Consider the following 21,405-nt stretch of genomic DNA (forward strand, 5'->3'; position numbering starts at 1 on the left):
TAGGCGGAAAAGCCTCAGAGCAATGGCTTCAGACTCGGCCAGAGGTTGTCCAACAAGCGCGGCTGGGCGCCGGCGTTGGGGTGAATGCCGTCCGCCTGCATCAACGTCGGCACACCGCCCACGCCCTCGAGGAAAAATGGCACCAACGGCACCTCTTTCTCCTGAGCCAGTTCGGTGAACACCCCGGCAAAGGCGTTGGTGTAGCGCTCGCCATAGTTGGGTGGCAAACGCATACCCAGCAGCAGCACCTTGGCCCCTGCACCCTCGGCACGATCGATCATTGCCGCAAGATTCTGTTGCAATTGTGCGGGTGCCTGTCCGCGCAGCCCATCGTTGCCACCGAGCTCAAGAATGACCAGGTCAGGACGGTGCGCGTCGAGCAACGCCGGCAGACGGGAAAGCCCGCCTGCCGTGGTGTCGCCACTGATCGACGCGTTCACCACCTGATAGTCGAAGCCCTCATTTTTGAGCCGTTGCTGCAGCAGCGCGACCCAACCTTGCGCCGTATCCAGGCCCAAAGCGGCGCTGATACTATCCCCGACGACCAGCACGGTGCCGGCCAACGCGCTCTGCGTCCATAGCAGCAACACCAAGGCACCGCCCAACCACCTGCTACGCATTGGATTCTCCATGACCGAGAGCATTCTGACTGCGCGGAACCTTAGCAAAGTGGTCCCCGGCACGGAAGGCGACCTGACCATCCTGCACGACCTCTCGCTCAACCTGCAGCGCGGCGACAGCCTGGCCATCGTCGGCACCTCTGGCTCCGGCAAATCCACCCTCCTCGGCCTGCTCGCCGGCCTCGACCTGCCGAGCGCCGGCGCCATTTCCCTGGCCGGGCATGACCTGCTGGCGCTGAATGAGGACCAACGCGCCCGGGTGCGCGCCGAACACATCGGCTTTGTCTTCCAGTCATTCCAGCTGCTGGACAACCTCAACGCGCTGGAAAACGTCATGTTGCCACTCGAACTGGAAGGCCACCGCGATGCGCGTGAGCGCGCCACAGCCCTCCTGCAACGAGTCGGCCTGGGCGCACGCCTTACCCATGCGCCGCGCCAACTGTCAGGCGGCGAACAGCAGCGCGTAGCGATTGCGCGGGCCTTCGTCGCCGAACCGGACGTACTGTTCGCCGACGAGCCGACCGGCAACCTCGACACCCAGACCGGCGAGCGCATCAGCGACCTGCTGTTCGAGCTGAACCAGGAACGCGGCGCCACCCTGGTGCTGGTCACCCACGATGAACGCCTGGCGCACCGCTGCCGCCGGTTGATCCGGCTCGAGGGCGGCCGCCTGGTCGATCAGGTGGCGCCCTGATGCGCGGCCTGCCGCTGTCCCGCCTGATTGCCCTGGCGTGCCGCCAGCTGCTGCGCGACACCCGCGCCGGCGAGATGCGCGTGCTGTTCTTCGCGCTGCTGGTGGCGGTCGCCGCCAGCACCGCCATCGGCTACTTCGGCGCCCGCCTGAATGCGGCGATGCTGCTGCGCGCCACCGAGTTCCTCGGTGCCGACCTGGTACTGACGGGCAGCGCACCGGCGAGCGCTGCACAACTCGACGCCGGCACACGCCTGGGCCTGGAGCAGGCGCGGGTGGTGGAGTTCTCCAGCGTGATCGCCACTGACAACGGCATCCAGCTGGCCAGCGTCAAAGCCGCCGACAGCCACTACCCCCTGCGCGGTCAGCTGAAGAGTGCCGCGGCGCCCTATGCGCCAGAAAGCAGCAGCGCCGGGCCGCAACCGGGCGAAGCCTGGGCCGAGGCCCGCCTGTTCGCTGCGCTGAACCTCAAGCCGGGCGACCGGATCGACGTCGGCAACAAGACCCTGCGCCTCACTCGTGTGCTGACCTACGAACCAGACCGCGGCGGCGACTTCTACAGCCTCAACCCGCATGTGCTGATGCATTACGACGATCTGGCCGCCACCGGCATCGTCCAGCCGGGCAGCCGGGTCCGCTACCGCGAGCTGTGGCGCGGCGAGTCCGCAACACTGGAAGCCTATCGCCAGGCGATTAGCGTCGACCTGGCGCCCAGCCAACGCATCGAAGATGCCCGCCACGGCAATCGGCAAATTGGCGGCGCGCTCGGCCGAGCCGAGCGCTACTTGAACCTGGCGAGCCTGGCCGCCGTGCTCTTGGCCGGGGTCGCAGTGGCACTGTCCGCCGTGCGCTTTGCCAGTCGACGCTTCGACGCCAGCGCCTTGCTGCGCTGCCTCGGTCTGTCAAGGCGCGAAGCGCTCGGCCTGTTCACCCTGCAGCTCGCCCTGCTCGGCGGTGCCGCCTGCCTGGCCGGCGCCCTGCTCGGCTGGATCGGCCAGCAAGGCTTGTTCTATCTATTGCAGGGGCTGCTGCCGACCCGCGTGCCATCCGGCGGCCTGCTCCCGGCGCTGGCCGGCATCGCCATCGGCCTGGTGGCCCTGGCCGGCTTCGCGCTGCCGCCGCTCGCCGCACTCGGTCGCGTGCCACCGCTGCGCGTGCTTCGCCGCGACTTGCTGCCCACGCCACCCAGCGCCTGGCTGGTCTACGGCGGCGCGGTGTTGGCGCTCGGCCTGATCATGTGGCGCCTCAGCCTCGACCTGAAGCTGACCCTGGCCCTGCTCGGCGGCGGCCTGATCGTCACCCTGCTGCTCGGCGGTGCGTTGCTGTTCAGCCTACGCGGCCTGCGCCGCCTGCTCGCCGGTGCCGCGCTACCCTGGCGCCTCGGCCTGGGGCAGTTGCTGCGCCACCCACTGGCCGCAGCTGGCCAGGCCTTGGCGTTCGGCCTGATTCTGCTGGCGATGGCACTGATCACCCTGCTGCGCGGCGAACTGCTGGATACCTGGCAGGCGCAACTGCCGGCCGATGCGCCCAATCATTTCGCCCTCAACGTGCTGCCGGATCAGCGTGATGCCTTCGCCGCCGAACTGGCGCGCCTGTCGCCCAACGCCTCGCCGCTGTACCCGGTGGTGCCGGGGCGCTTGATGGCAATCAACGACGAACCGGTGCGCCAGCTGGTCAGCAAGGACAGCGAAGGCGAGCGCGCGTCGCGCCGCGACCTCAGCCTGACCTGGGCGAGCGAGCTGCCGGTGAGCAACCATGTAGCGGCCGGCAGCTGGTGGAGTACGGCACATGCCAGCGACCTGCCGGGCGTGTCGGTGGAGTCCAAGCTCGCCACCAGCCTGCACGTACAACTCGGCGACCGCCTGCGCTTCAACATCGGCGGCATCGAGCGCGAGGCACGCGTCACCAGCCTGCGCGAGGTCGAGTGGGATAGCTTCCAACCCAACTTCTACATGATCTTCGAGCCCGGCACCCTGCGGGACCTGCCAGTGACCTACCTGGCCAGTTTCTATTTGCCGCCGCAGCAGGATCGGCAACTGGTAGCGCTGTCCCGCGCCTTCCCGGCCGTCACCTTGCTGCAGGTCGACGCACTGCTCGCGCAACTGCGCAGCATCCTCGATCAGGTGACCCTGGCCGTGGAGTACGTGCTGCTGTTCGTCCTCGCCGCCGGCATCGCCGTGCTGTTCGCCGGCCTGCAGGCCACCCTCGACGAACGCATCCGCCAGGGTGCCCTGCTGCGCGCGCTGGGCGCCCGCCGCGAGCTGCTGGTGCAAGCGCGACGGGCCGAGTTCGCCCTGCTCGGCGCCAGCAGCGGTCTGCTCGCCGCCACCGGCTGCGAGTTGGTGAGCTTCCTACTCTATCGCTACGTCTTCGACCTGCCGTGGCAACCACACCCCTGGCTGCTGACATTGCCGCTGATCGGTGCGCTGCTGATCGCCACTGCAGGCTTGCTGGGAACGCGTCGCGCGCTGCAGAGCAGTCCGCTGAGCGTGCTGCGCGAAGGGTGAGCTTGGTAAACTGGCGCCCCTTTCCGGATCAAGAGTCCCCATGAGCCGCTACCGTCCACCCCGCAGCGCGGGAACCCCCCTGATCACCCCCGAAGGCGAGGCCCGCATGCGTGCCGAGCTGCACGAGCTGTGGCATGTGCGGCGCCCGCAGGTGACCCAGGCGGTGAGCGAGGCAGCGGCCCAGGGCGATCGCTCGGAGAACGCCGAGTACACCTACGGCAAGAAGATGCTGCGCGAGATCGACAGCCGCGTGCGCTTCCTCACCAAGCGCCTGGAAAACCTCAAGGTGGTCAGCCAGCGGCCCTCCGACCCGGGCAAGGTGTACTTCGGTGCCTGGGTGACCATCGAGGACGAAGACGGCGACCAGTCGCGCTACCGGATCGTCGGCCCCGACGAGCTCGACCTGAAACAGAACCTCATCAGCATCGACTCGCCGCTGGCCCGCGCCCTGGTCGGCAAGGCGCTGGACGCCGAGGTGCGGGTGCACACGCCAACCGGCGAGCAGCTCTGCTACATCGTGGCGATCGATTACCCCTGAAGGCTCAAGCGTGGCGGACGCCGCGTGATCAAGCCCTGGCGTGCGACGCGGGTCAGCTGGCTAACCAGCTCGGGTAACTGCCCGACCGCCGGCGTCTGCACCACCGCCAGGTCGAAACTGTCGTCGGCGAAGCGCGCCAGCGATTCACCCTCGCGGGCAAACTGGATCAACAGGGTGTAGGGGCGACGCCAGCGCTTCGGCCAGCCATCGAGATAACGCAACAAGGTGGGCTGATGTTCGCCGCCGAGCAGCACTTTCGGGTTGCGCAGCAGGGGCCCGCTGGTCAGCGGTGTCAGACGAATCTGCGGTTGGGGGCAGCTCATGGTGTAGGTCTCCGCCTCGAGAATCCCGCTGGGCAGCGGTGAGAGGCGACACCGAACCAGCGCTTTAGCGGTATTTCGAGGCCTCGACTTCGACCTCTGCGCCCCGCAAGTAGCTGACTAAATCGGCGCAATGACCGGAATCCTATGAAGAGCCACGCAATACTGTCAAGGCCGCGAACCGGAGAGCGCCATGACCACGCCACCCTTGCGTTTGTTCTTCGCCCTACCCTGTCCACCTGACTTAGCCTCGCGCGTGGCCAGCTGGCGAGATGCGCTCGGTACGTTCGGCCGGCCAGTGGCGGCGGAAAACCTGCACATCACCCTCGTCTTCCTCGGCAGTCAGCCGCGCGGCAGGCTGGCCGAACTGAAGGCGCTCGCCGAGGAGATTGTCGCCCCGGCCTTCGCGCTCACCTTCGATCGTCTGGAGCGATGGCATGGCGGCTTGCTTCACTTGGCGTCCAGCCGGCCACCCGACGCCCTGATTGCTCTGGAGCACAGCCTGCGTGAGCGCTTGCTGAGCCAGGGCTTCGATGTCGAGGACCGGCGTTTCCATCCGCATCTGACGCTCGCCCGACATTGCCGAGCGTTGCCTGGCGGCTTGGCGGTGGCACCGAGCTTCAGCTGGCAGGTTGAGAGCTTCGCGCTCTATGTTTCTGAAAACCATCAGGGTGGGACGCGTTACAAGGCCCTGAGTCGTCATCACCTCAGGGGGTAGTCGCCGCCGGCCACCTTCGCCAATCGACCGACCCTAACGGGCTAGCGCACTACCCGTTCAGGTAGTAACTGATTGAATATAAAGATAATTTATTCAAGACACTGCTACTTTTTGCCACTCGACAAGCGCTCTTTTGCGTAGCCTCGTAACAGATCGAGTTCCATACGAAAACCTGCCGAAGACGCCCGGCCCGCGGTCTAGAGCGCCGCCATCGCCATTGCACGAGACTGGCACGGATTCTGCGAAAGCCCCGCTGCCCAGGACACACAGAAAGCATCGGGACGCACGCTCCCAAATGCTTGCGACCTGCAATCGCTTTCTCCGGTCGATCCGCGGCCTTTTCCCGTTTGAATCCCCTTCCGCCAGGAGACCCATACGTGTAGTTGAAAAGCCCGAGCTAGAGCGCTCGCGACCCTTTAGGGTAAGTCCACCTAACTACTTAGTGTGACCATCTACCCCATCCTCTCGTTACGGCCTGTAACCGGTGGCATCGACACCCTCTTTCCAGGCCACCCCGCCCTCCGCCCGCGTAGCCGCAGGCCAGAGCGCTTCGCGCTTGTCCCTCAGAAAACGTGGCACACCTCGTGCTGGCACGCCCCCGGGTCAACGACTGACCATGGGAAGCCAGAAGGGACGCACTGCAGGCTCGACACAATAAAAAAATAGCTAGCGAGAGTGCATATGAATAAGAACAAAAGTTTGGTAGCGCTTTGCGTGGCGCTGGGCATGACCGCCGCGGGCACGGCCCAGGCGGGCCTTTTCGACACCAACTACACCAAGACCCAGTATCCGATCGTGCTCGGCCACGGCTGGATGGGCTTCGACCGCATTCTCGGGGTCAGCTACTGGTACGGCGTGCCTGCCGCCTTGCAAAGCGACGGCGCCACCGTCTACCTGTCGTCGGTCAGCGCACAGAACGGCAACGAAGTCCGCGGTGAACAGCTGCTCGCCCAAGTGCAGGAAATCGTCGCCATTACCGGCAAAGCCAAGGTCAACCTGATCGGCCACAGCCAGGGCGCGCCGACCGCCCGTTACGTTGCGGCAATCCGTCCGGACCTGGTCGCCTCGGTTTCCACCGTCGGCGGGGCCAACAAGGGCTCCGAGGCCGCGGCGGTGCTCAACGATCTAGCGCCAGGCGCAGCGCCGCTGCGTGACTCCCTGCTCACCGCACTCGGCACGCTGATCGGCTTCTTCTCCGGCAGCATGACACCGCAGGATGCCGCTGCCGCTGGCGCGGACATCACCCCGGCAAACATGGCGGTGTTCAACGGCAAGTACCCGCAAGGCGTACCGACCAGCGCCTGCGGCGAAGGCGCCTACACGGTCAACGGCGTGCGCTACTACTCCTGGAGTGGCACCAGCCCGCTGACCAATGTCGCAGATGTCAGCGACCCGGTGATGGGCACCACCGCGCTGACCTTCAACGGCGCGCCCAGCGACGGTGCCATTGGCAAATGCTCCTCGCACCTGGGCCAGGTGATCCGCGACGACTACCGCATGAACCACCTGGACGAAATCAACCATAACTTCGGCCTGGTCAGCCTGTTCGAAACCAACCCGCTCACCGTGTATCGTCAGCACGCCAACCGGCTGAAGAACGCCGGGCTGTAACGCGCTATCCGGTGGAGGCCTTCGGGCCTCCACTCCTTCGTCGCAGAGCTGAATGAGACCTCTCCGTGAAAAAACTGCTGCTGTTGCTCCCTGTGACCTTCCTCGCTTGCGTTGCACTGCTGCTGTACTGGCAAGCGGACCCCGCGCCCACACCGGCAATCCCAGCGGCAGCGCCAGTCGCCGATACCGTGAGCACCGCGCCGGAGCCCGCGCCCGCCGCCGCCGTCGACCGGGCGCCAGCCGCCACGTTGCCGACCGGCGTCGCCGCGCTGCCGCCGTCGTTCCGTGGCACCGAGATCGATGGTCAGCTGCGCGTCGACGCTGCCGGCAACCTGATCATCAGCCAGGAAATCCGCAACCTGTTCGATTACTTCCTCAGCGCCATCGGTGAAGAACCACTGAAAGTCAGCATTCGCCGCCTGCAGGATTACATCGCCGCGGTGCTCGACGAGCCCGCGCAAAGCCAGGCGCAGGCGCTGCTCGAGCAATACCTCGCCTACAAGCGCGAGCTGGTGCTGCTGGAGCGCGACCTGCCGGTGCTCGCCGATCTCGACGCCATCCGCCGCCGCGAGGCCGCCGTCCACGAGCTGCGTGCGCGAATCTTCAGCCCGGAGGCGCATGAAGCATTCTTCGCCCTGGAAGAGGCCTACAACCGCTTCAACCTCGAACGCCTGGCCATCAGTCGCGATGACAAGCTGGACGACAGCGCCAAGGGCGAGGCGATCGATCGCCTGCGCGAGAGCCTGCCCGAGGCGCTGCAGGACAGCGTGCTGCCGTCGCTGCAAAGCGAGCTGCACAGCCGCACGCAGGAACTCGAAGCGCAAGGCGCCAGCCCGGAGCAGATCCGTGCGCTGCGCCAGCAGCTGGTCGGCAACGACGCCACCACCCGCCTGGAAGCCCTGGATCAGGAGCGTGCCGCGTGGAAACAGCGCCTCAGCACCTACAGCGCCGAGAAGGCGCGGATCGAAGCGCAGCAGGGTCTGAGCGATGTCGACAAGCAGACCGCAATCAAGCGTCTCGCCGAGGAAGGCTTCAATGCGCAGGAACGCCTGCGTCTGGAGGCCGCCGAGCAATTGAACAAGCCGCAGAGCTGACCCTTACTTTCGGCTGGGCTGGCGAACTGCCACGCCAGCCAACCAGTAACCCTCCACACTGCGGCGATACCTGCGGTTTCACCCCGTAACAGCCGACGATCCCAGCACGTTCGTCCGAACTTCCCTACAGGGCTCGCTCCAGAGCCCTCGCTCTCCATGCCATTGGCAGCTGGCATGCTTCCTGCCCTCTCTTCCGCCAGGTTGAAGGACACGCCTGGATCGACGGGGCATGGAAGCGCACCCGGGACCTCATCCACCCACGAGAGCACACATGAACAAGAACAACACTCTGCTCGCCCTGTGCCTTGGCACTGCCTTCGCATTCAGCAGCCAGGCCGAAGCGGGTCTGTTCGGCTCCACTGGCTATACGCAAACCAAGTATCCGATCGTCCTCGCCCACGGCATGCTGGGCTTCGACAGCATTCTCGGCATCAATTACTGGTACGGCATCCCTAGCGCGCTGCGCACCGACGGCGCCAAGGTGTACATCACCGAAGTCAGCCAGCTGGACACCTCGGAGGCGCGCGGCGAGCAGTTGCTGGCGCAGGTCGAGGAAATCGTCGCGATCAGCGGAAAACCCAAGGTCAACCTGGTCGGCCACAGCCATGGCGGCCCCACCGCCCGCTATGTGGCAGGCGTACGCCCGGACCTGATCGCCTCGGTGACCAGTGTCGGCAGCCCGCACAAAGGCTCGGCCACTGCCGACTTCCTGCGCCAGATCCCGCCGGGCTCGGGCGGCGAGGCCATTGTCGCCGGCATCGTCAACGGCCTCGGCGCGCTGATCAACTTCCTCTCCACCAGCCCCAGCACCACGCCACAGAACGCCCTGGGCTCGCTGGAATCGCTGAACAGCGCCGGCGCCGCGCGCTTCAACGCCAAATTCCCGCAAGGCGTCCCGACCAGCGCCTGCGGCGAAGGTGCTTACACGGTCAGCGGCGTGCGCTACTACTCCTGGGGCGGCACCAGTCCGTTGACCAATGCCCTGGACGTCAGCGATACGTTGCTTGGCGCCAGTTCGCTGACCTTCAGCGAAGCCAACGACGGCCTGGTCGGTCGCTGCAGCTCGCACCTCGGCCAAGTGATTCGTGACAACTACCGGATGAACCACCTCGATGAGGTCAACCAGACGTTCGGCCTGACCAGCCTGTTCGAGACCGATCCGGTCACGGTGTTCCGTCAGCAGGCCAACCGGCTGAAGACCGCCGGCCTGTAAGCCGCCCCGAACAACAAAAGCCCGCACGATGCGGGCTTTTGTTTTGCGGCGTCAGACTCAGCTGGCGATGCGGCGATCCAGCGACAGCTTGCCGGCGCCTTCGATCAGCAGCACCGCGCTGATCAGGCCGAGGATCATGGCGTACTCGAAGCCGTTGGCGGTGATGAAGAAACCGTTGGCCCAGTGCACGCTGGCAATCGCCACCAGCATCGCCACGATCAGCGCAGCGGCCGCCGGGCGCACCAGCAGGCCAACCACCAGCGCCAGGCCGCCGAAGAATTCGGCACTACCGGCCAGCAGGGCCATCAGGTAGCCCGGGGTGATGCCGATGCTTTCCATCCACTGGCCGGTACCGGCCAGGCCGTAGCCGCCAAACCAGGCGAACAGCTTCTGCGAGCCGTGCGCGGCGAAGGTCAGACCGGTGACCACGCGCAGCAGGGTGATGCCGAGGCCGGCGTGGGTGGCGAAGATTGCTTTGAGCGAGTTGTTCATGAGGCCAGGTTCCTTTTGGGTGATGAGTTGGAATGGAGGCTAGTTTATCGGTAGTTTTCGATCATAAAAGCGCAAAAATCCCGACATACGAATCGGATACTTCGATTAATTGCGCGAGCTGACGGCCTTCTTCTGCGGCTCCAACCAGTACCGCTCACGATCGTAGGCGAGGTAGTACTTGTTCACCGCGCTGACGTAGCTGACCACGCCCATGCCCAGTTGCTCCATGGCGATTCGCTCCACCTGGAAGAACCACTGATTGCTGTCCAGGCCACGGCGACGCGCTTCGGCGCGCAGCCCCTGCACGCGTTCCGGGCCGAGGTTGTAGGCAGCCAGGACGAACGCCATGCGTTCGCGCTCATTGATCCGCGCACTGCTGAAGTAGTTGCGGCGCAGCATGGCGAGGTACTTGGCGCCGGCCTGCACGTTGCCATCCAGGGCCTGGACATTGCCGACGCCGACGCTGCGGGCCGCCGCCGGGGTGATCTGCATCAGCCCGGTGGCGCCCGAAGCGCCGCGCGCCGCAGGATTGAGGGTCGACTCCTTGAAGGCCAGTGCGGCGAGCGTCAGCCAGTCGAACTTCACCTGATCGGCGTAGCGCTGCAGGGTCGGGCGCAGCTTCTCCAGACGCTTGCGGTCGGCCTGGCCGAGCGGATTGTGCACGCGGTACAGGCGCCGGTAGACCCGCTGGAAATCGGCGTCCTGATCGTTGGGCGCGCGATAGGTCTTGAGGAAGCGACCGATACTGGCGCGCAGCATCGGCGCGTCGCGACGAACGAACCAAGTCATGTCGCCGTCGTCGGTCAACACCAGTTGGCGATCGATGCGCAGCTTGGGCATGACCTTGGCCCAGCGCTCGGCAATCGGCAGCTCCACCGCGGTGCGCGGAAAGATGCCGGCCTGAACCATCTCCAGCACGTCCTCTACCGCCAAGCTGGGATCGGTCCACTCCACCGCCATGGGCGCGAGTTTGCGTTGGGCGAGACGCTGATTGACGCTGCGCAGCGCTTCGGCCGCGGCACTGCCGGCGGGTAGCAACAGGCTACGCCCGGCCAGTTGTTCGAGACGCTGATAACGCCGATCGCCCTGGCGACTGACGATGACCAGCGGCACGTTGCTGCGAAACGGCTCGGCGGCGACCACGTCCTGGCCATTGCGGGCGGTGAGCAGCTCGCCTGGCGCCACCAGGTCGCCCTCGCCGCGCTGCAAGGCGGCGAGCAGCTGGTCTTTGGCCTTGGGGATGATCTTCAGATCGACGGTGCTGCCGTCGCGCGAGTTGCGATTCAGGTACTGGGCGAACGCCTGCAGGCGGTGGTGTTCGACACCGATGCTCTGGCCCTTTACTTCGCCAGAGCTGTGCCGGCTCTGATTGACCAGTATCCGCAGCTCGCCGCTGCGTCGAATCTGCGCGAGATCACGTGCACTGCCTGCTCGCTGCCAGGTTTCCGGCGGCCCGATCAGGCTGGCGTTGGCCGGCATCGGCAGCCACGTCAGCAGGCAGAGCAGAATCAACAGCAGTCGCGTCATCGAGTCTCCAGGGGCGGATCGGTCGCAAGGTGACCGATCGACTGAGAGCGTTGCGCAGCGGTTCGGTTCCCGAGCGCGGGGCGCGGAGGTTCGCATAGCCGACCGCCAGATGCCAGCCTTTGCGCCCATTCGACTTTAAGAGATACAAATAAACTATTGTTATTTAACGTATTTTTACGATGCAGATACGCTCTGCTATGCTGCCCGCCCGTCTTGAGGCATCACCATGCAGCTCATCGATATCGGCGTCAACCTGACCCATGCCAGCTTTGCCAAGCAGCTCGAAAATACGCTGCAGCGCGCCTATGACGCCGGTGTCAGCCAGTTGGTACTGACCGGCACCAGCCTGGCCGGCAGCGAGGCCAGCCTAGAGCTGGCGCATCGCCTGGACGAAAGTGGTCAACGCCTGTTCTGCACCGCAGGCGTGCACCCGCACGATGCCAGCGAGTGGACCGCCGCTACCGGCAACAGCCTGCGCGCCCTGCTGCGGGCAGAGCGCGTGCGCGCGGTGGGCGAATGCGGCCTCGACTTCAATCGCGACTTCTCGCCGCGCCCCGCGCAGGAAAAGGCCCTGGAGGAGCAACTCGCCCTCGCCGTCGAATTGCAGCTACCGGTGTTTCTCCACGAACGCGAAGCCGACCAGCGCCTGCGCGAGATCCTCCGCGACTTCCGCGACCGCCTGCCGGCAGCGGTGGTGCACTGCTTCACCGCCGATCAGCGCGCGCTGTTCGGCTATCTGGACCTGGACCTGCATATCGGCATCACCGGCTGGATCTGCGACGAGCGCCGCGGCACGCACCTGCATCCGCTGATGCGCGAAATTCCCGAAGGCCGCCTGATGCTGGAGAGCGACGCGCCCTATCTGCTGCCGCGCAGCCTGCGGCCGAAGCCCAGGCATGGCCACAACGAGCCGGCGTTCCTTATCGAGGTGCTGCACGAAGTGGCGCGCCATCGCGGCGAAAGCCCGGAGCAACTGGCCGCGCATACCACGGCCTGTGCACGACGATTCTTCGACCTGCCGGTGCTGTAACGCGAACAGTCAGACGTCCCACCGGCTCTGGCGGCGCCCTCCTCCAGTCGGTGCGGTTTAACCGAATACCGTGGTGGTCTGCCGGCTGATCGCCATCAGCTCGCCGCTGGGGCTCCACAGTTTGGCCGCGGCATGCCCGTAGCCGTCTCGCGCGTGATCGATGACCGCCAAGTACTGGAACCAATCCTTGGTGGTGGCCCGCGCCACCGGCTGGACGAACTCGATGGTCCAGGTCAGCGAGCTGCCCGGCACCGGCGCACGCAGGTACGGCAAGGTGGTCGGCGGCCACGTATCGACCAGCGCCAGCAGGTCGGACTCATCCACCTGACGCTCTTCGGTCTCGGTGCGAAACGCCACCCAGCCACCCATTTCCCGGCTCGGCGTGTTGCTGAACGGCATGCCGCCTACGGCCCAGCGCATCCCGAGGTGCTGCAGGAACTCCGGCATCACGCCTTTGATGAACGGCTGCTCCTGCGACTCGGCCACCGACTTCATCAGCGGGGCCGGCTCGCTCGGCACATCGATCGCCGACTCACGCGAACCGCCGAAACTGCCCTGCACCAGAGTCACCACCTGGCCGTTTTGCACCGCACGACCGAGCACCTGGCTGACCGCCTTGCCCTCGCGCAGCACCTCGGCTTCCAGGGTGACCGGCACATCCACGGCGAGCGGCCCAACGAAGGTGATGGCCAGCGAGCGCACCGGCCGACCAGCCGGCACCTTGGCGCGCATCGCTTCGTAGACCAGCGCGGCCGCCAACCCGCCGAAGCCGGCCCGGCCCTGACCCCAGGAGCCCGGCACCACCACGCTCTGCGGATTGCTGCGCACCGCTTGCATCATTTCGGAAAATTTCATCACAACCTCGACACAGGATATGGCTGCGATGGTAGGGGATCGCGGGCGGTCAAAGAAACCCGATCTAAAGGCTATTCACGCCAATCAGGAAGGGAAATGGGGCGATATAGCGCAACTCTCTAGCTAGAGCGGCAGCCCCTCACAGACGGCGCAGGTGGCAGGTCACTTCTTCGCGGTCATGGTACAGCTGCTTGCAGCCGATCGAGGCTTTGACGCCACGCGCCTTGAGGCCGTCCTCGATGCGCTCGAGCAGACGCCGTACCTCGGCGTAGCGCTGCTTCATCGGCAGCTTGAGGTTGACCACCGCCTCGCGACACAGACCCTCGCCGATCCAGGTTTCCAGCAGAGCGGCATTGCGCGCCGGCTTCTCGACGATGTCGCAGACCATCCAGTCGACCATCTGCTTCGGCTTCCAGGTGAAGCCGTCGACCATCAGGTGCTGCACCAGGCCAGTGTCCATCAGGCTCTCTGCCATCGGCCCGTTGTCGATCGCTGTGACCAGCATGCCGCGACGCACCAGTTGGTAGGTCCAGCCGCCGGGCGCGGCGCCGAGGTCGACCCCGGTCATCTCGTCCGACAGGCGCTCGTCCCACTGCTCACGGGGAATGAAGAAGTGCCAGGCCTCCTCCAGTTTGAGGGTCGAGCGGCTGGGCGCCTCGCGCGGGAACTTCAAGCGCGGGATGCCCATCGGCCAGAGCGCCGAGTTGTTCGCTTCGGCCAGACCGAGGAACACCTCGCGACCGCTTTTGAAGGTCAGCAACAGGCGCGGCTTGTGCGCGTCCTCGACCAGCTTTCCGGCCTTGCTCAGCGCCTTGCGCAGGGGGGCTTCGAACTTCTTGCAGAAGTTGGAGAGCTCCTTGCCATCGTTGGTATCGAACACCTCCAGCCACAAACTGCCGCACAGCGGAAACTCGGCCAGCGCCTCGAGCAGTACGCTGATGCGGTCCGTTTCCGGCAGCTCGATAAAGCGCCCACGGGCCCACTGGCGTGGAAAGATCAGCCGATTGAAGCGCTGCCCGCGCATCAGGCGCTCGGCGCCTCCCGCTTCGCTGCAGATGAATTCGGCATAGGCGCTGTTCGGCTTGGCCTTGGCGTAGCCGGCAACGTCCAGGCGAGCGGCATGCTCGCTGATTTCCGAACAGACCTCGCCCTCGAAACCGGGGCGGCAATGCAGTAACAAAGCGTTCATCAAGCGTCTCCTGAGGTCGCGCATGATAGCCGAGTTGGTACCGCCAAACAGGCAGGACCACCAGTTTGGAACTAGTTTGAAGAGTTGCGAGCCGAAAGCCATGCCCGTGCCGTGCGGGCCAGCAAGGAGATAAGCATGCCCTCTCTGGACAGCCTGAATAGCCGCCGGACCCTCGAGGTCGGAGGTAAGACCTACCACTACTTCAATCTACCGGAGGCGGCCAAGAGCCTGGGCGACATCAGCCGTCTGCCGATGTCGCTGAAGGTGCTGCTGGAAAACCTGCTGCGCTGGGAAGACAACGCCACTGTCAGCGCCTACGACATCAAGGCCCTGGTCGACTGGCAGAAGACCCGCAGTTCCGATCACGAGATCCAGTACCGCCCGGCCCGCGTGCTGATGCAGGATTTCACCGGGGTGCCGGCGGTGGTCGACCTGGCGGCCATGCGCGCGGCGATGGCCAAGGCCGGCGGTGATCCGCAGCGGATCAATCCGCTGTCGCCAGTCGACCTGGTCATCGACCACTCGGTGATGGTCGATAAGTTCGCTTCACAGCAGGCTTTCGCACAGAACGTCGAAATCGAAATGGAACGTAACGGCGAGCGCTACAGCTTCCTGCGCTGGGGCCAGCACGCCTTCGCCAACTTCAGCGTGGTGCCGCCGGGCACCGGTATCTGCCACCAGGTCAATCTGGAATACCTCGGGCGCACCGTGTGGACCAAGGAAGAGGATGGTGAAACGTTCGCCTTCCCCGACACGCTGGTCGGCACCGACTCGCACACCACCATGATCAACGGCCTCGGCGTACTCGGCTGGGGCGTCGGCGGCATCGAAGCGGAAGCGGCGATGCTTGGCCAACCGGTGTCGATGCTGATTCCCGAGGTGATCGGCTTCAAGCTCAACGGCAAACTGCGCGAGGGCATCACCGCCACCGACCTGGTGCTGACCGTCACGCAGATGCTGCGCAAGAAAGGTGTGGTCGGCAAATTCGTCGAGTTCTACGGCGACGGCCTGGCCGATCTGCCGCTGGCCGACCGCGCCACCATCGCCAACATGGCGCCGGAGTACGGTGCCACCTGCGGTTTCTTCCCGGTCGACGACATCACTCTCGGCTACCTGCGCCTGACCGGGCGTCCGGAAAACAGCGTGCAGCTGGTCGAAGCCTACAGCAAGGCCCAGGGCCTGTGGCGCGAGCCCGGGCACGAGCCGCTGTTCACCGACTCGCTGGAGCTGGACCTGGACAGCGTCGAGGCCAGCCTGGCCGGTCCCAAGCGGCCGCAGGACCGCGTCGTCCTGCCGTTGGTGGGCAAGGCCTTCGACGAATTGGTCGACCTCGCCGTGAAGCCCACGCCCAAGGAAGACGCGCGACTACTCAACGAGGGCGGCGGTGGCACTGCGGTGGGCTCGGCGGATCAGATCAGCGCCGAGTACCAGTACGAAGGGGTCACCCATCGCTTGCAAACCGGCGCAGTGGTGATCGCTGCCATCACCTCGTGCACCAACACTTCCAACCCCAGCGTGATGATGGCCGCCGGCCTGCTGGCCAAGAAGGCCGTCGAGAAGGGCCTGACGCGCAAGCCCTGGGTGAAGAGCTCGCTGGCACCCGGCTCCAAGGTGGTGACCGAGTACTTCAACGCGGCCGGGCTGACCGAATACCTCGACAAGCTGGGTTTCGACCTGGTCGGCTACGGCTGCACTACCTGCATCGGCAACTCCGGCCCGCTGCTCGAGCCAATCGAGAAAGCCATCCAGCAGAATGACCTGACCGTGGCCTCGGTGCTGTCCGGCAACCGCAACTTCGAAGGCCGTGTGCACCCGCTGGTGAAGGCCAACTGGCTGGCTTCGCCGCCGCTGGTGGTCGCTTACGCGCTGGCCGGCAACGTGCGCATCGACATCAGCACCCAGTCGCTGGGCACCGGTAGCGATGGCCAGCCGGTCTACCTACGGGATATTTGGCCGAGCCAGCACGAGATCGCCGAGGCCATCGCCAAGGTCGATACCGCGATGTTCCGCAAGGAATACGCCGAAGTTTTCGCCGGCGATGCGAAGTGGCAGGCGATCCAGGTGCCGCAGACCGACACCTATGTCTGGCAGGCGCATTCGACCTATATCCAGCACCCACCGTTCTTCGAGGATATCGCCGACGCGCCCCCGCACATCGGCGACATCCACCACGCCCACATCCTCGCCCTGCTCGGCGACTCGGTGACCACCGACCACATCTCGCCGGCGGGCAACATCAAGGCCGACAGCCCGGCCGGGCGCTATCTGCGCGAACACGGGGTGGAGCCGGTGGACTTCAACTCCTACGGTTCGCGGCGCGGCAACCACGAGGTGATGATGCGCGGCACCTTCGCCAATATCCGCATCCGCAACGAGATGCTCGGCGGCGAAGAAGGCGGCAACACCTTGCACATCCCGAGCGGTGACAAGCTGGCGATCTATGACGCGGCGATGCGCTACCAGGACGCGGGGACGCCACTGGTGATCGTCGCCGGCAAGGAGTACGGCACCGGCTCCAGCCGCGACTGGGCGGCCAAGGGCACCAACCTGCTGGGCATCAAGGCGGTGATCGCGGAGAGCTTCGAGCGCATCCACCGCTCCAATCTGGTGGGCATGGGCGTGCTGCCGCTGCAGTTCAGGGACGGCCAGGACCGCAAGACGCTCGGCCTAACTGGCAGGGAAACCCTGGATATCTGCGGCCTGGATGGCGTCGAGCTGCACCCGAAGATGCCGCTCACGGTGGAAGTTCACCGAGAAGACGGCAGCCGCAGCAGTTTCGAAGTGCTCTGCCGCATCGATACCTTCAACGAGGTGGAGTACTTCAAGGCTGGCGGCATTCTGCACTACGTGCTGCGCCAGCTGATTGCCGGCTGAGCCACAGCAGTCATAGCCCGGCGCTGCGGGCTATGACTGCTGTGCCGAGGCTCAACGCGGCTGCAGCTTGGCGGTGACCAGCGGCTCAGTGCGGCCGTAGACGTCTTCCAGACGCTCGATGTCGTCTTCGCCGAGGTAGCTGCCGGACTGCACCTCGATGATCTCCAGGGGGATCTTGCCGGGGTTGGCCAGGCGGTGCACCGAGGCTATCGGGATGTAGGTCGACTGGTTCTCGGTGAGCAGGAACACCTTGTCGTCGCAGGTCACCTGGGCGGTGCCTGACACCACGATCCAATGCTCGGCGCGGTGGTGGTGCATCTGCAACGAGAGCTGCGCGCCCGGCTTTACGGTGATGTGCTTGACCTGGTGGCGCGTGCCGTTGTCGATCGAGTCATACGCGCCCCACGGACGGTACACCGCGCAATGACTCTGGGTTTCCGAGCGGCCCTGGGCATCCAGGGTTCCGACCATCTTCTTGACCTCCTGCACGCGATCCTTGTGGGCGATCATCACCGCATCCTTGGTATCGACCACCACCAGGTCGTCGACGCCGAGCAGGGTGACCAGCTTGGAGCTGCCGTGCACGTAGCAGTTGAAGCTGCCCTCGCTCAGCACATCACCCTTGAACACGTTGCCGTCGCAGTCCTTATCATGCACGTCCCACAGCGACGACCAGCAGCCGACGTCGCTCCAGCCGGCATCCAGCGGCACCATGCAGGCCCGCGAGGTTTTCTCCATCACCGCGTAGTCGATGGAGTTGTCCGGGCAGCAGGCGAAAGTGCTGTCGTCGATGGTCAACGCCCCGCCATTGGCCTTGCTGCGCTCCAGGGTCAGCACGCAAGTGTCGTAGATGTCCGGCTCGTAGGCACGCAGCTCTTCCAGATAGCGGCTGGCGCGGAACAGGAACATGCCGCTGTTCCAGAAGTAACCACCGTCCTTGACGAACGCCTCGGCGGTCGCCAAATCAGGTTTCTCGACGAACTGCATGACGCGCAGCGCACCCGGGATTAGCAGATCGCCTTCGCCCGCTTCCGCGCTGCGGATGTATCCGAAGCCGGTTTCCGGACGCGCCGCGGGGATGCCGAACAGCACCATCTCGCCCTCCTCCGCAGCGGCACGGGCAATCTCGAGGGTCTGGCGCAAGGCGTCGCGGTCGCCGATCACGTGATCAGCCGGCAGGACCAACAGCAGATCGTCACGCCCCTCGGCCAGCACTTGCAGCGCGGCCAGTGCCACCGCGGGGGCAGTGTTGCGTCCGAACGGCTCGAGCAGAATGGCCTGCGGCGCCACATTGATCGCCGCCAACTGCTCGTTGACGATGAAACGGTGCTCCCGGTTGCACACCACCATCGGCGCCTGCATGCCGTCGAACGTCAGGCGCTGCAGGGTTTGCTGAAACAGCGTTTGCTCACCGACCAGAGCGAGAAACTGCTTGGGATAGAGCTTGCGCGACAATGGCCAGAGGCGTGAGCCACTGCCACCCGACAGGATGACCGGAATCATGATTTCTCTCCTTGAACCCTTCAAAGTAACGAAGGCATCCGCGCAGGCCTGAGCCTGTGACTACCGGAGACAACCCTTCCCGTAGGTGTTGCCCTAGCTGGAGCGACACGACGTCCAGCTTTGGATTTTTTCAGCGCGCCGCAGCGTGCTGGGCGTTCGCACCGGCGAACAGTTGGGTGACGTCGCCGCCCAAGCGGTAGGTTTTCAGCGGTTCGATCGACAACCGCCAGGCATTGGTCTGGGCCGAACAGGTGTACAGAGCGCAGTACGGCTCCAGCCAAGCAAACTTGCCGTCCTCCTGAAGATCCTCCAGCTCCTGTTCGAAGCCGGTTTTACGCTCGAAGACCTCCGGATCTTCGATGCCCGCTTCGACACGGTTCGCCAAGCGCCGCATGGCGCCGTTGTTGGCCTCGCGCACATCCAGTCCATTGGCCTGGGCGAAGGCCACCAGCATCATCAACGGCCCCATGCTGTAGTTGTGGTAAGCCAGGGCGCGCGTTTCACGACTGAGCTCACGCGGCAAGTAGCCATCGGCGTCGACCTGCGAAGCCGCAATGCGGTACTGGCTGACCGCCCAATCGAACAGCTCGTGCTGGTCGACCACCACCGCTGCCGCCATCACCGCCCAGGCCGCCCAGTACTGGTGGTTGTTCAGCCGATCGAGCGGCTGGTCCTTCCAGTCGCGTACCACCTGTTGGCCAAGCTGGCCAATCCAGCTCTCGACCAGCTGGGTCTGCTGCTCATGTCCGCGCAGCGGCTGCGAGCGCGAGAACTTCAACCGCAGGTAAGCCGAGGAGATGCTGCCCAGCGCCCATTTGCGCATCGACTTGCCGGTATGGGTGTACTGCGTGCTAAGCAGCGCGTTGGCCCGCGCCCAGCTTTCCAGCCAGTCAAGAGTACAACTGACGTAGCCGTCGCGGCCCAGACGCAGATAAGCGGCAACCTGCTTGTTGACCCCCTTCTCGAGGTCGTTGATGGCTTTGGACTTTTCCTTGTAGCGGGCAAAGGACTCCTTATTGAGCTGGTCGCGCGCCTCGCCGGAGCCTTCGTACTTGCTCGGGATCATCAGATCGCCGGTATGCGGGATGGGCGCCGTCGGGCACTTATCAGCCTCGCCCTCCTTGACCGTGGCCTCCAGGTAATAGCCCGGCGGCGGTACCAGCGGCGCGGCCCAGCACCAGGGCGCCAGCAGGGCTCCGGCCAATAGCAGGCCGGTGCGTTTCACGGTGCCTCCGCGTGGGCAACCCGAACCGGCGCGGCGTCGCTCTGCGCATTACACAGTCGCGCGCTGAGGCCACTCGCAGTGCCCGCAGGTTGCTGCACTTCCAGGGAGAGGAAGGTCAGCTCGTCCCAATCCGCATCCTCGCGCAACTCCAACTGGAAGCGGCCGGTGCCGCGATAGTTGGCGGGCTGGGTAAGGTTCAAATTCTCCTGGCGGCCATTCATGAAGGTCAGCACAGCGGTCAGCTGCTGCACGGATGGGTCGTCGAACTGCAAATCGAGGCGGTAGTCGCTGCCACGAATCGGATGTACACCGTCGGCGCCGTTGAACAGCACCTGATTGGCCCCGGCCTTGAGCTGGGCATGGTTCTGCAGCAGGGCCGGCCGACCATTGCAGCCATCGGCCACCGCCGGAATTGCCTGACGATAGAAGTTGCGCTGCAGCAAGGCGTCGGTGTCGTCCAGCTCCCAGATCAACAACGCCGGCGGCGCCTTGCGGAAGCTGTCGCTGGCCAAGTAATGCAGCAACGAGTATTCGTAGCCGCCGCCATCGAGGGTCGCATTGCTCACCGGCGTTCCCAGGTACTGCTCGAGAAAGCCGGAAAAATTGAAGGCCACACCGCTGTTACCACTCCCCACCAGGACGACGCGCGATGGCTGCGGCGTCTCCCCGGAAACCAGCGTGGTGCTGTAGCGCTCGACGAACTGGCTCGGATACCCGGCCCCGCAAATCTGCGCAGCCGCGCGGTACAACCCGCCGTTGCGTCCGACCATGCCCATCGGCCGACTAACGAAGGTCTGCGCCGGTAGCGATTTGAGCGCTGGGATACCGCGCGCGGTGTCCGCCGCCAATTGCGCGGTGCGTTCCGCGCCACGCGGCGTCCAGTACACATCGCCCTTGAAGTAGTACGGCGAACCGCCAGCCGGCGCGTCGAGCAGGCTGGTCATGTTGGGTACCCAGATATCGAGGTTGCGGAGGTGATCGAGGGTGGCCAGATAGTCCCGCCGTGCGGCAGCCTGATCGTAAACATTGCGTTCGGCCGGATTGAGCTTGTCAGCATGCAGCAAGCCGCGACTGGGCGGGTAGATCACCATCAACTCCACGCCGGCATGCTTCAACGCATTGCGCAGGCGCTTGAGCTGCTTATAGCCCTGCTCATCGAGGCCGAAGCGGGTGCGCAGGTCACTCTCACTGCGAAACAGCCAATCGTCCTGCGCCGTGATCAGGCGTCGGTATGTCGCCAATCCTGGAGCAAGGTACTGATTGGCATCGGCCGCCGCGGGACACAACTGGCAGCACGCCTCGGCACGGTACTCCGGCGCTGCCTGTGCCGCGGTGGTCAGGCTCAGGCCAAGCCCAAGAGCCAGCCCCCACGCCGATGCGCAATGAACGGTTTTCATC

General features: G+C 65.1%; 18 protein-coding genes. 9 read left to right on the plus strand and 9 right to left on the minus strand.

What is annotated here, in order from left to right:
* Nucleotides 1-14: 14 nt before the first annotated feature.
* Complete coding sequence (locus JQX08_RS01695) at nucleotides 15-620, minus strand: arylesterase (RefSeq protein WP_204914263.1); 606 nt, start codon at nucleotides 618-620, stop codon at nucleotides 15-17.
* Between the two features lie 10 nt (nucleotides 621-630).
* Between JQX08_RS01695 and JQX08_RS01700 the strand changes: the two genes are divergently transcribed.
* The 3 genes from JQX08_RS01700 to greB are packed head-to-tail and all read left to right on the plus strand — an operon-like array spanning nucleotide 631 to nucleotide 4,356.
* Nucleotides 631-1,314, plus strand: coding sequence for an ABC transporter ATP-binding protein (locus JQX08_RS01700; RefSeq protein WP_204914265.1), 684 nt, complete (start codon nucleotides 631-633; stop codon nucleotides 1,312-1,314).
* Nucleotides 1,314-3,818: an ABC transporter permease gene (locus JQX08_RS01705; protein ID WP_204914267.1), complete on the plus strand. Its 2,505-nt coding sequence runs from the start codon at nucleotides 1,314-1,316 to the stop codon at nucleotides 3,816-3,818. The genes JQX08_RS01700 and JQX08_RS01705 overlap by 1 nt, the downstream gene beginning before the upstream one ends.
* Nucleotides 3,819-3,858: 40 nt before the next feature.
* Entirely contained in the window at nucleotides 3,859-4,356 is a 498-nt protein-coding gene (greB, locus tag JQX08_RS01710; protein WP_204914269.1) for a transcription elongation factor GreB, read from the plus strand.
* Here the strand turns inward: greB and JQX08_RS01715 are convergent.
* Nucleotides 4,347-4,679 (minus strand): class I SAM-dependent methyltransferase, encoded by a 333-nt coding sequence (locus JQX08_RS01715; protein WP_204914270.1) that lies wholly within the window; start codon nucleotides 4,677-4,679, stop codon nucleotides 4,347-4,349. The genes greB and JQX08_RS01715 overlap by 10 nt on opposite strands.
* Before the next feature lie 190 nt (nucleotides 4,680-4,869).
* Between JQX08_RS01715 and thpR the strand changes: the two genes are divergently transcribed.
* The 4 genes from thpR (at nucleotide 4,870) to JQX08_RS01735 (ending at nucleotide 9,312) form a co-directional block, all read left to right on the plus strand.
* Complete coding sequence (gene thpR, locus JQX08_RS01720; RefSeq protein WP_204914272.1) at nucleotides 4,870-5,394, plus strand: RNA 2',3'-cyclic phosphodiesterase; 525 nt, start codon at nucleotides 4,870-4,872, stop codon at nucleotides 5,392-5,394.
* Nucleotides 5,395-6,075: 681 nt separating this feature from the next.
* A complete protein-coding gene (locus tag JQX08_RS01725; protein ID WP_204914273.1) occupies nucleotides 6,076-7,005 on the plus strand; it encodes a lipase family alpha/beta hydrolase in 930 nt (309 codons plus the stop codon).
* 65 nt (nucleotides 7,006-7,070) lie between these two features.
* On the plus strand, nucleotides 7,071-8,099 hold the full coding sequence (locus JQX08_RS01730) for a lipase secretion chaperone (RefSeq protein WP_204914274.1): 1,029 nt from the start codon (nucleotides 7,071-7,073) through the stop codon (nucleotides 8,097-8,099).
* Nucleotides 8,100-8,370: 271 nt separating this feature from the next.
* Nucleotides 8,371-9,312, plus strand: coding sequence for a triacylglycerol lipase (locus JQX08_RS01735; RefSeq protein WP_204914275.1), 942 nt, complete (start codon nucleotides 8,371-8,373; stop codon nucleotides 9,310-9,312).
* Nucleotides 9,313-9,369: 57 nt separating this feature from the next.
* Here the strand turns inward: JQX08_RS01735 and JQX08_RS01740 are convergent, their stop codons facing one another.
* Together JQX08_RS01740 and JQX08_RS01745 are read right to left on the minus strand one after the other, a co-directional pair.
* Nucleotides 9,370-9,804, minus strand: a complete 435-nt coding sequence (locus tag JQX08_RS01740) for a DoxX family protein (protein ID WP_204914276.1) — start codon at nucleotides 9,802-9,804, stop codon at nucleotides 9,370-9,372.
* 105 nt (nucleotides 9,805-9,909) lie between these two features.
* Nucleotides 9,910-11,331, minus strand: coding sequence for an MltF family protein (locus JQX08_RS01745; protein WP_204914277.1), 1,422 nt, complete (start codon nucleotides 11,329-11,331; stop codon nucleotides 9,910-9,912).
* Between the two features lie 226 nt (nucleotides 11,332-11,557).
* On the opposite strand from JQX08_RS01745, the gene JQX08_RS01750 reads away from it, so the two are divergent.
* Nucleotides 11,558-12,361 carry a TatD family hydrolase gene (locus JQX08_RS01750; protein ID WP_204914278.1) on the plus strand — a complete coding sequence of 268 codons (804 nt, stop codon included), beginning with the start codon at nucleotides 11,558-11,560 and terminating at the stop codon, nucleotides 12,359-12,361.
* A gap of 57 nt (nucleotides 12,362-12,418) precedes the next feature.
* Here the strand turns inward: JQX08_RS01750 and JQX08_RS01755 are convergent, their stop codons facing one another.
* Together JQX08_RS01755 and rlmM are read right to left on the minus strand one after the other, a co-directional pair.
* Nucleotides 12,419-13,216 carry an acyl-CoA thioesterase gene (locus JQX08_RS01755; RefSeq protein WP_204914279.1) on the minus strand — a complete coding sequence of 266 codons (798 nt, stop codon included), beginning with the start codon at nucleotides 13,214-13,216 and terminating at the stop codon, nucleotides 12,419-12,421.
* A gap of 139 nt (nucleotides 13,217-13,355) precedes the next feature.
* Complete coding sequence (gene rlmM / locus JQX08_RS01760) at nucleotides 13,356-14,405, minus strand: 23S rRNA (cytidine(2498)-2'-O)-methyltransferase RlmM (RefSeq protein ID WP_204914280.1); 1,050 nt, start codon at nucleotides 14,403-14,405, stop codon at nucleotides 13,356-13,358.
* Between the two features lie 135 nt (nucleotides 14,406-14,540).
* Here rlmM and acnA point away from each other — a divergent pair, with 135 nt between their 5' ends.
* Nucleotides 14,541-17,279 carry an aconitate hydratase AcnA gene (gene acnA, locus JQX08_RS01765; protein ID WP_204914282.1) on the plus strand — a complete coding sequence of 913 codons (2,739 nt, stop codon included), beginning with the start codon at nucleotides 14,541-14,543 and terminating at the stop codon, nucleotides 17,277-17,279.
* Nucleotides 17,280-17,330: 51 nt separating this feature from the next.
* Here the strand turns inward: acnA and JQX08_RS01770 are convergent, their stop codons facing one another.
* The 3 genes from JQX08_RS01770 to JQX08_RS01780 form a co-directional block, all read right to left on the minus strand.
* Nucleotides 17,331-18,782 (minus strand): mannose-1-phosphate guanylyltransferase/mannose-6-phosphate isomerase, encoded by a 1,452-nt coding sequence (locus JQX08_RS01770; protein ID WP_204914284.1) that lies wholly within the window; start codon nucleotides 18,780-18,782, stop codon nucleotides 17,331-17,333.
* A gap of 130 nt (nucleotides 18,783-18,912) precedes the next feature.
* Nucleotides 18,913-20,007, minus strand: coding sequence for a mannuronate-specific alginate lyase (locus JQX08_RS01775; RefSeq protein ID WP_204914285.1), 1,095 nt, complete (start codon nucleotides 20,005-20,007; stop codon nucleotides 18,913-18,915).
* Nucleotides 20,004-21,404, minus strand: coding sequence for an alginate O-acetyltransferase AlgX-related protein (locus JQX08_RS01780; protein ID WP_204914287.1), 1,401 nt, complete (start codon nucleotides 21,402-21,404; stop codon nucleotides 20,004-20,006). The genes JQX08_RS01775 and JQX08_RS01780 overlap by 4 nt, the downstream gene beginning before the upstream one ends.
* Nucleotide 21,405 lies beyond the last annotated feature (1 nt).

Origin of the sequence: Zestomonas insulae, assembly GCF_016901015.1 — a bacterium.
Taxonomy (GTDB): domain Bacteria; phylum Pseudomonadota; class Gammaproteobacteria; order Pseudomonadales; family Pseudomonadaceae; genus Aquipseudomonas; species Aquipseudomonas insulae.

Excerpts from the sequence above, each read along its gene's own strand:
- JQX08_RS01695 (WP_204914263.1), bottom strand. The coding sequence starts at position 620 with ATGCGTAGCAGGTGGTTGGGCGGTGCCTTGGTGTTGCTGCTATGGACG.
- JQX08_RS01700 (WP_204914265.1), top strand. The coding sequence starts at position 631 with ATGACCGAGAGCATTCTGACTGCGCGGAACCTTAGCAAAGTGGTCCCC.
- JQX08_RS01705 (WP_204914267.1), top strand. The coding sequence starts at position 1,314 with ATGCGCGGCCTGCCGCTGTCCCGCCTGATTGCCCTGGCGTGCCGCCAG.
- greB (WP_204914269.1), top strand. The coding sequence starts at position 3,859 with ATGAGCCGCTACCGTCCACCCCGCAGCGCGGGAACCCCCCTGATCACC.
- JQX08_RS01715 (WP_204914270.1), bottom strand. The coding sequence starts at position 4,679 with ATGAGCTGCCCCCAACCGCAGATTCGTCTGACACCGCTGACCAGCGGG.
- thpR (WP_204914272.1), top strand. The coding sequence starts at position 4,870 with ATGACCACGCCACCCTTGCGTTTGTTCTTCGCCCTACCCTGTCCACCT.
- JQX08_RS01725 (WP_204914273.1), top strand. The coding sequence starts at position 6,076 with ATGAATAAGAACAAAAGTTTGGTAGCGCTTTGCGTGGCGCTGGGCATG.
- JQX08_RS01735 (WP_204914275.1), top strand. The coding sequence starts at position 8,371 with ATGAACAAGAACAACACTCTGCTCGCCCTGTGCCTTGGCACTGCCTTC.
- JQX08_RS01740 (WP_204914276.1), bottom strand. The coding sequence starts at position 9,804 with ATGAACAACTCGCTCAAAGCAATCTTCGCCACCCACGCCGGCCTCGGC.
- JQX08_RS01745 (WP_204914277.1), bottom strand. The coding sequence starts at position 11,331 with ATGACGCGACTGCTGTTGATTCTGCTCTGCCTGCTGACGTGGCTGCCG.
- JQX08_RS01750 (WP_204914278.1), top strand. The coding sequence starts at position 11,558 with ATGCAGCTCATCGATATCGGCGTCAACCTGACCCATGCCAGCTTTGCC.
- JQX08_RS01755 (WP_204914279.1), bottom strand. The coding sequence starts at position 13,216 with ATGAAATTTTCCGAAATGATGCAAGCGGTGCGCAGCAATCCGCAGAGC.
- rlmM (WP_204914280.1), bottom strand. The coding sequence starts at position 14,405 with ATGAACGCTTTGTTACTGCATTGCCGCCCCGGTTTCGAGGGCGAGGTC.
- acnA (WP_204914282.1), top strand. The coding sequence starts at position 14,541 with ATGCCCTCTCTGGACAGCCTGAATAGCCGCCGGACCCTCGAGGTCGGA.
- JQX08_RS01770 (WP_204914284.1), bottom strand. The coding sequence starts at position 18,782 with ATGATTCCGGTCATCCTGTCGGGTGGCAGTGGCTCACGCCTCTGGCCA.
- JQX08_RS01780 (WP_204914287.1), bottom strand. The coding sequence starts at position 21,404 with ATGAAAACCGTTCATTGCGCATCGGCGTGGGGGCTGGCTCTTGGGCTT.